At 53.8% G+C, this 12,514-nt stretch carries 10 protein-coding genes; 7 read left to right on the top strand and 3 right to left on the bottom strand.

Annotation, left to right across the window (positions count from 1 at the left end):
* Positions 1-161 precede the first annotated feature (161 nt).
* Positions 162-740, bottom strand: a complete 579-nt coding sequence (locus tag HIJ39_RS18365) for a CGNR zinc finger domain-containing protein (RefSeq protein ID WP_169102299.1) — start codon at positions 738-740, stop codon at positions 162-164.
* A 130-nt stretch (positions 741-870) separates the two neighbouring features.
* On the opposite strand from HIJ39_RS18365, the gene HIJ39_RS18360 reads away from it, so the two are divergent.
* The gene (locus tag HIJ39_RS18360) at positions 871-1,818 is read left to right on the top strand and encodes a class I SAM-dependent methyltransferase (RefSeq protein ID WP_169102297.1); all 948 of its coding nucleotides are present in this window, start codon (positions 871-873) and stop codon (positions 1,816-1,818) included.
* On the top strand, positions 1,812-2,711 hold the full coding sequence (locus HIJ39_RS18355; RefSeq protein WP_243239804.1) for a DMT family transporter: 900 nt from the start codon (positions 1,812-1,814) through the stop codon (positions 2,709-2,711). Before HIJ39_RS18360 ends, HIJ39_RS18355 begins: the two co-directional genes overlap by 7 nt.
* A gap of 50 nt (positions 2,712-2,761) precedes the next feature.
* Here HIJ39_RS18355 and HIJ39_RS18350 read toward each other — a convergent pair whose 3' ends face one another.
* The gene (locus tag HIJ39_RS18350; protein WP_169102295.1) at positions 2,762-3,352 is read right to left on the bottom strand and encodes a recombinase family protein; all 591 of its coding nucleotides are present in this window, start codon (positions 3,350-3,352) and stop codon (positions 2,762-2,764) included.
* A 597-nt stretch (positions 3,353-3,949) separates the two neighbouring features.
* Positions 3,950-4,657: a GntR family transcriptional regulator gene (locus HIJ39_RS18345; RefSeq protein WP_169102293.1), complete on the bottom strand. Its 708-nt coding sequence runs from the start codon at positions 4,655-4,657 to the stop codon at positions 3,950-3,952.
* A gap of 75 nt (positions 4,658-4,732) precedes the next feature.
* Here HIJ39_RS18345 and HIJ39_RS18340 point away from each other — a divergent pair, with 75 nt between their 5' ends.
* From HIJ39_RS18340 to HIJ39_RS18320, 5 genes are all read left to right on the top strand, one after another.
* Entirely contained in the window at positions 4,733-5,938 is a 1,206-nt protein-coding gene (locus HIJ39_RS18340) for an argininosuccinate synthase domain-containing protein (RefSeq protein ID WP_169102291.1), read from the top strand.
* Between the two features lie 14 nt (positions 5,939-5,952).
* On the top strand, positions 5,953-6,984 hold the full coding sequence (locus HIJ39_RS18335; RefSeq protein ID WP_169102289.1) for a TauD/TfdA family dioxygenase: 1,032 nt from the start codon (positions 5,953-5,955) through the stop codon (positions 6,982-6,984).
* The gene (locus HIJ39_RS18330) at positions 6,981-7,928 is read left to right on the top strand and encodes a DMT family transporter (protein ID WP_169102286.1); all 948 of its coding nucleotides are present in this window, start codon (positions 6,981-6,983) and stop codon (positions 7,926-7,928) included. Before HIJ39_RS18335 ends, HIJ39_RS18330 begins: the two co-directional genes overlap by 4 nt.
* A 365-nt stretch (positions 7,929-8,293) precedes the next feature.
* Complete coding sequence (locus HIJ39_RS18325; RefSeq protein WP_338055239.1) at positions 8,294-11,341, top strand: Tn3 family transposase; 3,048 nt, start codon at positions 8,294-8,296, stop codon at positions 11,339-11,341.
* Positions 11,342-11,442: 101 nt separating this feature from the next.
* Entirely contained in the window at positions 11,443-12,336 is an 894-nt protein-coding gene (locus HIJ39_RS18320; RefSeq protein WP_169102282.1) for a tyrosine-type recombinase/integrase, read from the top strand.
* Positions 12,337-12,514 lie beyond the last annotated feature (178 nt).

The following is a 12,514-nucleotide window of genomic DNA, read 5'->3' as shown; positions in this document are numbered from 1 at the left end:
GCCGACCTTGACGACCGACCTCGCATGGCCCCAAAAGAAATTAGGCCGGCCGGGTTGACATGGTGTCATCATACGAGCATTGGAACCAAAAACCGGAATAAGGATTACCCGCCTCGGGACCTCATTAATAGCCAATTAGCTTGCGTTTCTGTATTGGTGTATTAGATGCCTTGTCGCCGTTGGTGGTAACGCGCATTTTTGATCCGGTTCCCGCAGTCAGCCATGGAGCACCATTTGCGCCGGCCGCTGACATCGACGAAATAAGCTAAGCACCGCGCATTGGCACACGCTTTAATCCGTGACACAATTCCTTCTGCGAAGAGTCGCATCCAATCGGCGGCCAGTAACGTTACAAGTCCGCGGGAACCTCCGTCAACCGGCATCGCCACGCGAGCGTATCCGCCATGGGTGCGATCCAGGCGCAAGATGAGTGGTGTATCCTCCGCCGCACGGTGTAAGTGCTCGACAAAATCACCTTCCGCCAACCCACCCGATAAGTAATCTCGGCCAACGGTCCGAAAGCTTTTAAGAAGCGCCAGATCATCCGACGTCATAGGCACTATTGTGACACTCCGGTATTGTGCTGACGTCAACTGTTCGTGATCCACCATAAATTGAAGCCATTCGTTAAGGTCCGTGGGCGACATAAGCACATCATGCACCGTGCCTCCATGCCATTGGACGGTGTTCACAAAGTCGATCGCGAGCGTCCCCCCCAGTGCAGTAAACTCTGGCTTCACCCGAGAACCCTCCTTCATCCCCATTATACAAAGGGTTTGACCGATTGGCAGATTGGAGTGTTCTAACCTGTTGACGAAGTCCATAAGGTTAGAACATAATTGTTACAATCTACCAGAAAAGAGGGTCGTGATGACTAAACTGATGGTGTGGCCCTACTTTCGCCGTGGGCCTTACCCGTACGTCGAACTCGACTATAACCAACATTCCTATGGGCCGCGACGTGAGATTCGTGGGGATTGGCTGGAGTTTTCCTTTGCAGCGTTTCGTCTTATTCGAGAGACCGGGCGCTGCCCGGTGAATGCATTTGTGACCGTCGGCACCGGGGTGGGACTGGATGCCATTGGTGCCGCACATATTCTCCGGCCGCAGCACATTGTCGCGCTCGACATCCACGAGCAAGTCGCGGAGTTAGCCCATCGCAACATTGAGCACAACGTCCGAATCCCGGAACCGCATCCCGTGGTTGACGTCTTGCAGAGCGACATGCTAACCGCTCTCTCTCCGGGCTTCAAAGCGGACCTGATTTACGAGAACCTTCCAAACATTCCTGCCTATAAACCCCTTGATTACCGACAAGACATTTTATCTGCGACGTATTTCGCACGCGCTGTGGAAACCGTGGTAGACGCGCCGATTGCCCAATATTTGCTCTCCAGCCACCATGATATCCTCCGTCAATCGCTCAATTTCCTGTCTCCGACGGGGCACGTGTTGTGCAGCATCGGAGGCCGCGTTCCGGTTTCCGTCCTCGATCACCTCTTTGAATCCGCTGGCTATCGGCACCAGGTGTTAGTGGTCGGTTTGAAAGAGCAGACCGAAGCCGAGGAGGTATTGTCGGGCTATCGATGGGCAGAAGCGGAGCATGGTGTGGTATTTCGTTTTGTCGATTTGGATGGTGCTGATATCGTTCCCGGCGTGCAGCTCTTGGGTCCCGTGTCCTGGCTACAGGTGGAGGAACTGACCGCAGTCTGGCCATGGATCAGCGCCCATGAAGCATGGAGCCGATGGCGACAAGGGCATCGTGTGGGACATCTCGTGTTCGCGATTCTCGCCCATCCCCAGGCCCCGGTATGCTGACCGCGGAAGCTCTGGCGTATGTGATATTGTGGGCCTCGGCCGCCATCGCCACGAAATTTGGTTTGCGGTCTGCTCCGCCATTGATCCTGGCAAGCCTGCGGTTCACCATTGCGGGGTTGGCGTTGATGGGTGGTCGGTGCTTCTTACGGCAACCCCTCATTCCCCCGAGGGCGTGGTGGACCACCCTGGTATTCCTCGGCGGGATGAATACCACTGTATACCTGGGGGCCTCGTTTTTAGCTCTCAGCGTGGTGCCGGCAGGGCTATTCAACTTATTCGTTTCGGTAAATCCCTTAATGGTGCTTATTATGGAACAGGTGATCCTGGCCTTGCCAGTCTCGAGAGTGCAGGCGCTGGGTCTCTCCGTGGCCACGGGGGGCCTGGTCGTGGGTGCTTGGCAGGCCATTGTTCATTTCAGAACCCCGTTATGGGGAATCGGATTGCTTCTGCTCGGTCAGGCCGCCATGGCGGCCGGTAGTGTGTTGTTTAATACCAGCAAAATCAACTTAAGCCCTGCGGTAATCAACACATGGCAACTGGCCGCTGGGGCCGCCCTTCTCTGGCCCATCGCCCTGGTCACGGAGGGTGCCGAGCCTGTGCAATGGAATGGATTCTTATGGGGCTCCCTATTGTGGCTTGCCGGTGCGGTATCGATTGGCGCTATGTTACTTTGGTTCCACTTGCTTAAACGAGGTGGTACCCGGCGAGCGAGTTTCTGGTTGCTGTTAACCCCAATCATGGGTTATGGTCTGGGTTTTGTCCTTCTCGGGGAATCCATCACCCTTGCTGACCTATTCGCAACAGCACTAGTTATCGTTGGTATCGTCATGGGCCAGTGGTCGTCCAACGCGGGGCAACCGCCTCATGCCACGACAACCCCACTCCGTCAGTAACCCTAGAGTAGCACCGCTGCACCTCTTGCGCCTCCCGTAAGTATGCGGGGTTACTTACCGCCATTGGTTTGTCGCACCAGGCGATAGAGCGTGGCCCGACTGACTTGAGTCATGGCGCAGATATCGTTCACCGTCAGGTGATTGGTGTCCCGTGCGGCCAAGAGTTCCAGCGCATGCGCTAAACCTTTGTGATGCACCGTATAGGTCCGGGGGCGTCCCTTATACACGCCCCGAGCCTTGGCGGCCGCAATGCCTTCGAGCTGACGTTCTTTAATCAGATCGGCCTCAAATTCGGCAATCCCGGCCAAGACGGTAATCACGAGCTTGCCAATCGCCGTCGACGTATCGACCACATCGCCCCCCATGTTCAGCACAACGAGCGAGACCCCGCGCCCGGCCAGTGTGGCCATGGTATTGAGCGCATCTTGCGTGCTGCGGGCAAAGCGGTCCAGTTTCGTGACGACCAGCACATCGCCCGCGCCGACTTGACTCAATAGCGCGGTGAATTGTGCCCGATAGTGTAGTGAGCGGCCCGAGAGCTTTTCCTGAAAGATCTTCTGGCAACCGTACGCCTTCAATTGCGCGACTTGCGTGTCCAAACTTTGAGTGGTCGAACTGACCCGGGCATAGCCGTATATCATGCGGTTTCGCTCACTTTCCGGTATGATTAATGAGACAAGCATACGATACAATAGAAACGGCGACAACCCGTGGTATGCCATGTGTCTCAGATGGGTTTACCCATCTGAGACACAAGCGCCATTCTGACTGGGGTATGGCAACGATTCCTTGAATTTCGGGCCATAGGACCATAAGACAAGTAAATCCGCCGACGAATTATAAGGGGTTGTTCCGCTGCACACCCCGACTGCCCAATGTAACACATAGACGCAGCTGCGACTCACTCTGGGGAGTGGGGCACAACGACGGTCGTGTTGGTTTGCCGACGGGATCCAATGTCCCCACCCCTTGGCGGGCGGACGGCCGTTAGCGCGTTAGTCCATTCAGGCGAAGCAGCACGTCTTTCACCGGCTTGAGTGACCGTCCTCGACCAAGGCATGGCGGCCTTCAACCCCGGCCCATCGGCAATTTGGACAGAATGTTCCGTTAAGTCGCTTCCTCAGCCCGTTCGCTCACGAACGCTCCCCTCCCTCCTTCTGCCGCCGTCCTTGCTGCGCCGTGCTCCGTGACGGTAAACAGGTTTCGGTCGCCGACTATTTGCGGGTCCACAAGCCCCTTTACAGAAGCGGGCCTGCCGTTTCGCTAGATGCTATATCGTCTATGTCGAGGGCCTGAGCCAACTCATACATCGGCCGTAGCCAGTTCGCCTCCATCACTGTTCCTAGGCGATCGAGGTCTTTCGTTTCGAACGCACGAATCAGCTCTTCATGCTCTAGAACGGACGCATCGCCAGGCAAGGCGTGGGTGAAGAATCGATACTTCAAGCGTCGAATGTGAAGTTGCAAAGTCCCGACGAAGGCGGTTATATAATGGTTCTCGGCCGTCTCGACAATGAGGTCATGAAACTCTTCGTCATGCTCCATGGCCTTGAAGACATCATGCTCCTTGAGAGACTCCGCAAAGCGGCCATTGATTTCTCGGAGCTCGTCAAGGATGCGCGAGGTCATTCTGGGCAAGGCCAACCGGACTGCAGCTCGTTGCAAGGCGGCTAGGGGCGGATACAGTTGATAAAGATCCCGCGCCTGCACAGCGCGGACACGGGTATCGCGCCCACGCCGCATCTCAACGAACCCTTGCGTTTCCAGAATGAGTAACGCTTCGCGGACGGGCGTGCGACTAATGCCCAGCGCTTCGGCGATGACCGCATCGGATATCCGCTCCCCGTCTCCCAAGGTGCCGTCAATAATCCAACGCTGAAGCAGTTCCATGGCATACGATTTCGACGAGTGTTGCGGGACCGGTGGGATGCGTGGTGGAATTGGCATCACCAATCTACCTCCTATTTGTTGCCTAAAATCTACCAAATATATTAGTATATTACTCCGTAAAGGGGTGATAAAATGTCGCGTGTTCTCTCCACGTTTGCGGACGTCGACCGTTCCGTGACAGGCGCTGTCTTATTATACTCGGGCGGCCTCGACAGTCTCTATACTGCTCAGAGGCTACGGGATATGGACATTGCGGTGACCGCGCTCACGGTGAATGTGGGACAATCAGCCTTGCCGAGCCTAGAAGAGGTCAAGTCGTACGGGCTTGACCTCATTGTGGTTGATGGGCGGGACCGGCTGGCTGACGAGTTTTTGGCAGCGGGTATTCGAGCCAACGCTCGATACAATGGCAACTTTCCCCTGTCGTCGAGTTTTACCCGGCCGCTGATGGCCCAGGAGGCCGTACGGCTGGCTACGGAGCGTGGTCACACCTTGATCGTCCACAGTGCCACGCCCTATCAAAATACCGCAGCCCGAGTCAACTTATCCATATTTTCCTTGGCCCCTAGGTTGGATCTGCTGTGTCCCGGTTTTGGCGATTACATTTCACGGGAAGCCAAGACGCAATACCTCGCCGACCGCGGCATCGCGCCACCGCGGACCTTACATCAGACGTACTCCATTGATGAAAACCTCTGGGCCCGGGTGATCGAAAACGATTCGTTAGAGGACCCCGCGATCGACATTCCGGTGGAATCGGTGTTTGCGTGGACGCGCATGGAGGAGAAGCCACCGATCGTCGTTACGATCGCGTTCGAGCAAGGGCAGCCTGTCGCTGTCGATGGTGTCCCCTATCCTCTCTCGCAATTGATCGACCATTTGAATCAATTGCTTGGGCCCTATGGTATTGGGCGCTTTGTAGGATTAGAAGACGGTGTGTTTGGCGTCAAGAATCCCGAACTCCGAGAAGCGCCGGCAGCCCACCTGATTCTTGAAAGCCACGCGTTGCTTGAAGAGCAGATCCTAGCAAGGGAGGAACTTCGGATCAAACGCACGCTGGACGACGAATGGACCCGGCACGTCTGTCTCGGCGGTTGGTTTTCGCCGCTCAAACAGAGCCTGGATTTGGCCATTCAGAATCTAAACCGTCCGATTACTGGCGAGGTACGGTGGTCCGTATCCCATCAAGGGGCGTTTTGCTTGGCGCGGCGTGCGCCGGATTCCTTACACGCCGGAGCCATCCCAACCTTTCCGGACGAATTCCAACCCTACACCCTTGAAAGTTTTTATCGCTCTCTGGCTCGTCAATACCGCATTGGAACGGTGGGCAACGAATAGGAGGAATGAATACCATGGCAATACAATTCGAACCGCGTGACATGATGACATCTACACACTCCGTAGGTCTTGTGCCGACGCTCGTTTTGTCGGCTGAAGAACGGGAGATTGTGGCTGGTGTAGTCGAGGAACTCCCCCTGTTTGATGTCTTTAATCCTACGCCAGAAATTTTAACATGGGCACAACAAGCCGCGTCCCGATTGCCGTCCCGGCTTGTCTCCATTCTCTTGGACTTCCGGGCCCGCTCCAATGAATTCGGCACACTGCTGTTTCGCGGCCTGCCAATAGACGCAGCCTTACCGCCGACCCCTCAAGATGGCCGTCCGTCGCCTGAGAAAGGCACCCGGGTCAGTGAAGGGGTCTTGCTCACGATCATGTCGGTGCTGGGAGAACTTTTATGTTATGCGGACGAAAAAGACGGGGCGCTCGTGCAGGATGTGATCCCCGTCCAGGGGAAGGAAGACACGCAAGAGAATACGGGATCGGCCTACCTCGAATTTCATACGGAAGACGGATTTCATCCCTATCGCCCCGACTACGTGGCGCTGTTGGGTTTACGGCCCGATCATGACCATCGAGCCGAGACCGCGACAGCTTGTATCCGCCGTGTCTTGCCCAAACTGCCGAATCATGCCATCGAAATCCTGCGACGGCCGCTCTTTAGGATCCGAGCGTCGTCGTCTTTCGGGGCCGCATGGAGTCGGACACTACCCATTTTAACGGGTCACGTGCTCGATCCGGATATGACGATCGACTTCTTCTTGATGGAACCTCTGAGTCCGGAAGCGGATTGGTCATTCCGCCTATTAAAGAGATACTTGTTACAGGAGACCGTCAGCGTGGTGTTGGATCCCGGCGACCTCATTCTTGTTGATAACGCGCTCGCGGCCCACGCGCGGACGGGATTTGAGGCCCGATACGATGGGTATGACCGATGGCTTCAGCGAGCGTTCGCCGTGCGCGATAGTCGTCGACTCCAGGCGTTCCGCGGGTTAGGGTTGCCCACCTTTGAGCCGCTTCCCTTTGCGGTGGAGGCCGGTGAATGACATCAGATGCATCGCAAACCCGTAAACACCGGGCGGGTCTCATGGACCTACTCTTAGTGCTGGTGGCCATTGTGTGGGGGTCCAGCTACATTACGACGAAAACCGTGGTGATCGCCGCACCGGTTTTGTGGTTTCTCACGGCTCGATTCGGCATCGCCGCGATCGCTTTCAACGTGTACGGTTGGCGTCATGTACGCCGGGCCACCCGACAGACGCTGATCACTGGTCTGGGCCTCGGCGCGTTTCTCGCGGGGATCTTTGTCACGGAAACGTTTGGCGTTAAGCATACCACGGCGATCGATGCGGGGTTTCTCATCAGCCTGAACGTAGTGATGGTTCCGTGGGTTGAGGCGCTTTTACTACGGTATCGCATCCGCTGGCCCTTGATAGGAGCCATGGCGATGGCGGTCTTGGGCACCGTGCTCGTAACGTCCGTGCACGGAGGCCCGTTCACGTTGAATCTCGGCGACGGACTAATCTTGATTGCCGCTGCCCTGCGCGCGACCCAAATGACCGTGACGAAGCGGTGGGTCCCGGTCGACCGTATGGATATCATTGCATTGAACGGGATCCAGTTCACCACCGTGTTCCTGATCTGTGGCGTTGCGAGCGTGCTCACAACCTCATCTAGCCACAACATGACCGTTCTCCATGCTCCACTGTTCTGGGTGATCGCGGCCTACTTAGGCGTCTTTGGCACGGTCGTGGCATTTGTCGTCCAAATGGTCAGTATTCAACACACCTCCGCGGCGCGGGCCGCCTTGTTGCTTGGCCTGGAGCCAGCTTTTGCAGCGGTGTTCGCCGTCGTCGGGGGTGAAGCCTTATCGGTAGTGGCGGGAATTGGAGGTGCGCTTATCGTGGCCGGAACCCTGTGGGGGCGGAGGGCCGAAGAAGTCCGTCGCGCTGCTATGGATGGAGACGTATTAGCGCCAACATCCTCTTAGAGCATATCACGTGCCGAACACTCATCGCGGCAGCGGACCTTCCGGGATTCACCGCCGCCAAGTGATTAACCGTCGCACGGGGAAATAAGAGACTCCAACCGACTCGTATCAGCGCAGAACTCTGGAGACCAATGCATTCATAGGCTGACTTCGGACTTCCTGCGCCGTAAGTATAGACCGTCGTGTCAACAACGTTAGTTCCACGGTTCGGAACTAACGTTGCTGACAGGGTGAGTGGGGACGGCGTCATATTGCGGTTTTGCGGGATTTAGAATGTCGACAAGTTTACTTCTCTGGACACGAGTCGACATAGAATCTCCCGGTTTAGTTGCGGCTTTGACTGGCGGGTTCGGTCGGCAAAGGGGGTGAAAGAGTTGCCCAGTGTTCGAGAAACGGCTTATCCGAGACTGAAAAGCAGCTACTCACAAAAAGAGTTAAACGAAATATATACTCCTACTCCCGAAGAACTGATATGGGCGGAACAGAACACTCGAGGCGATGTGGCCCACCTGGGTCTCTTGGTCCTGCTGAAAATATCCCAACGGCTTGGGTATTTCGTGCCCCTTACCGAGATTCCGGAGGTCATCATGGATCATATTGCCCAGTGTGCGGGAATTCCTTTACGGTCTTCGGACGGTTGGAACAAGTACCACGCATCCGGTACGCATAAGCGTCACCGGGCATTGATTCGAGATTACCTGGGTATACGATTTTTTGATCGGGAAGCCCGACAAATCATGGTCAATGCCATGGCTGAGGTGGCGTTAGTGAAAGATGAGCCGGCCGACTTGGTCAATGTCGCGATGGAAAAACTGATCCAACAAAATGTTGAGTTGCCCGCGTTCAATACATTGGCCGAGGCTGCCCGTCACATTTATGCCCAGTCATACCGAGAACTTTATCACAATATCTCTCAGTCACTGGATACGGACGCCATCAAAGCCGTGGATGATTTATTCCAGACCACTGCCCAATCCCCCTATACTCCGTGGCATCGAATCAAACAGGATGCGGGGAATCCCACCTTAACCCACTTGAAAGATCTGGTTTCCCATGATCGATGGCTCAGCACCAAGACGACCGGATTGCAAGCGCTCCAGGGGGTTTCCATGCGAAAGATCAAGCAAATGGCAGCGGAAGCGAAAACGTTAGATGCCGCACGGATGTTGGAGATGGAGCCGAACAAACGATATGCACTCGCGATCGCACTCCTTTTTGTCCAGTCCACCACAGTCAAGGACAATATCGGCGAAATGCTGATCAAGCGCATGATGCGTATTCACACCAAAGGCAAACAGTCCTTGGAACAGTATCGATCTCAGCAGCAAAAGCGTACCGATGAACTCGTGGCGACGCTCCGGGATTTTCTCACGGCTTATCAAACCGAAGGCAGTGCCGAAGAACGCGTAGAGGCATTGAAAAATGTCATTGGTGACCGAACAGCGACTCTTTTAGAAGACTGTGAATCCCACCTGGGTTATGCGGGCAACAACTATTACCCATTTCTTTGGCGACACTACAAGAGTCATCGAGCCACCTTGTTTAAAATTCTCCACTCCATTCGACTGCGCTCCACGAGCCAGGATACCTTGATGGAGCAAGCCATTACCTTCTTACAATCCCATCAGCACTCACGAGCGGATTGGGTTCCGACCGTCCAAATGGTCAAGAAGGGATCGGGAAAAGATGAGTCAGAAAGAGTCCCCCTGGTAGATCTCTCGTGGGTACCGGATTCTTGGTGGCGGTGGATTAGCCCTCAACGTAAGAGAAAATCCATGCCGGAAGAAATCAACCGCCGACACTTTGAAGTGTGTGTGTTTACTCACGTCATGCGGGAGCTCAAATCCGGGGATCTGTGTATTGAAGGCAGCGAGAAATATGCGGATTATCGCGAACAATTGATCTCGTGGGAGGAGTACGAGCAAGGCGTTGAGGCATTTTGTGACCAGGCTGGTTTGCCTTCAAATAGATCGTCTTTTGGGGAATGCATTCGATCCGACCTAGCACGAGTAGCCAATGACACCGATTTATCGTTCCCACAAAACAAACAGGTACGCATCGAAAACGGCCAAGCGGTGGTCACGAAATTGAAAGCGAAGTCGGCTCCGGAAGGGCTAAAGGCCTTGGAACGATACATTGCCGACAATTTGGAACCGATCAACATCCTGGACATGCTGGCGGATACCGAATACTGGTTGAATTGGACACGGTTCTTCGGTCCCATCTCGGGCCATGACGCCAAGCTCGAAGACCCGGACCAGCGCTATCTCACCACGGTGTTCTGTTACGGATGCAACCTGGGACCGACCCAAACGGCGCGGTCTTTGGGAACCATGGATCGAAAACAAATCGCCTGGATCAATCAAAGGCACGTCACGGAAGAGAATTTGGAGGAGGCCATCCGCTATGTTCTCAACTCCTACAACAAATTTCTCCTTCCAAAATATTGGGGAACCGGCGAACGCGCCTCGGCCGACGGGACTAAGTGGGACCTCTATGAACAGAACTTACTCTCGGAATATCACATTCGGTACGGGGGATACGGGGGAATCGGTTATTACCACGTGTCGGACACCTACATTGCATTATTCAGTCATTTTATTCCCTGCGGTGTCTGGGAAGGGATCTACATCTTGGACATTCTCATCCACAATAAATCTGATATTCAGCCGGATATTTTACACGCGGACACCCAAGGCCAAAGTGCTCCGATTTTTGGCCTCTCCTTTTTGCTGGGGATTGAACTCATGCCGCGGATCCGGAATTGGCATGATCTGGACCTTTATCGACCGAGCAAGGACGCAAAGTATCAGCATATCGATGAACTGTTTTCTTCCGCGCCGATCGATTGGGAACTGATTGAAACCCACCTTCCGGATATGCTTCGAGTAGCCATGTCGATCAAAGCCGGTCGCATTACGCCCTCGACCATCTTAAACAAACTGGGGACCTACAGCCGAAAAAACCGCTTGTACCAAGCATTCCAGGCGTTAGGGAATGTCATTCGTACACGATTTTTACTGAAGTATCTGGCGGACGAAGAGTTGCGGCGTACGATTCAAGAAGCCACCAACAAAAGTGAGGCGTTCAACGGCTTTACCAAATGGATGTTTTTCGGCGGGGACGGCATGATCGGAGAAAACGACCGGGAAAAACAGCGGAAAATCATCAAATACAACCACTTAGTTTCTAACTGTCTCATCTTTTACAACGTGTTTGCCTTAAGTCGTGTGCTTCACGACTACACGTTACAAGGAAATTCGTATGATGAGGAGGTGATTTCAGATCTGAGTCCCTACCTGACGGCCCACGTCAACCGGTTTGGGAAATATCGGATTGACCCCAATCGTCAGCCACCGGAGCTCGCATTTGATGTGCCGATTGTTCAAGAGGGGACACCGACGCTATCTTAAGCAAAGAAACATCATAGCATTTATGTTTCATTCATACAGTCGGTGCGCTATAATAGGACGGTGTAATGAAACATAATTGATATAAAGGCGGCGTTGTTCCCATGAAACATAATTTATTCGGCGATCCCGTGCTGCAGGGATTCCGCGAGCACCTGGTCGTCCAGGGAAAATCCCAGAACACGATAACGTCTTACATCACATCCGTAACCAAGTACATGGTTTGGTTTTCCACTCGATACGGTAAAGCCCCCTCCCAGTTGTTTGCCGAAAACGTGGCGGAATACAAAGAGGATTTGAATCGGCAAACCGTCAGTGCGGCGACCTTCAATGTCCGCATGGCGGGTCTTCACACGTGGAATGAATATCTTGTGTCCGAAGGAATTCAATCAACCATCGTCATTCACAAGAATGATAAGAAAAAGATCCAACAACAGTATGCGTCTCCTGCAATACATACGGAACAAGAAGTGCAGCGTTTTATTCAGTCCGTGTTGGAAAGCCAAAACAAGCGGGACTATACGCTCGTGAATTTACTGGCTTACACAGGATTGCGAATTAGTGAGGCGTTGCATCTCGAATTGCACGATGTCCATTTAGAATCGAGGGAATTGGTTGTTCGCAGCGGCAAAGGAAACAAAACTCGAACAGTTTTCTTGTCCGATAAATTGGTTCGGTTGATCCGTGATTATATGAAGCAGGAGCGGGGCCAATACGGTTTGGCCCATGTCAGTCCCTACCTGTTTCTGAGCAACCGGAGTCAACAACTCTCACGGATCACGGCTTTTAAATTCTTCGTCAAGTACAGCGAAGGAACGGGTATTCACCCACCGATTTCTCCCCATGATTTACGACATTTCTTTTGCTCGAATGCACTGGAGAAAGGATTAAATGTCCATGAAGTCGCAGCAATTGCCGGACACAGTAACATTCATACCACACTGATGTACACGAATCCCAGCAGGAAAAAGATCCTGGAGAAAATCAATTCACTGTAGCCCCGTCTGGGAATTGCTTATGGCCCGAAATTCAAGGAATCGTTGCCGTACCCGATTAGTTGTCGATGCAGTGGTAAACGTTGATGCAAACTTGTCAGCGGGAGGTTGTCCCAGGCTTCGTAGATTTTGATTCCATACAATTACGCCATTTGCCTTGGGCTTTTGCCTCGACCTCCTA

It is taken from the genome of Sulfobacillus harzensis (genome assembly GCF_012933365.1).
Lineage (GTDB): Bacteria > Bacillota > Sulfobacillia > Sulfobacillales > Sulfobacillaceae > Sulfobacillus_B > Sulfobacillus_B harzensis.
Note: the sequence above shows the minus strand (reverse complement) of the source record. Positions and strands in the feature narration are given on the sequence as shown.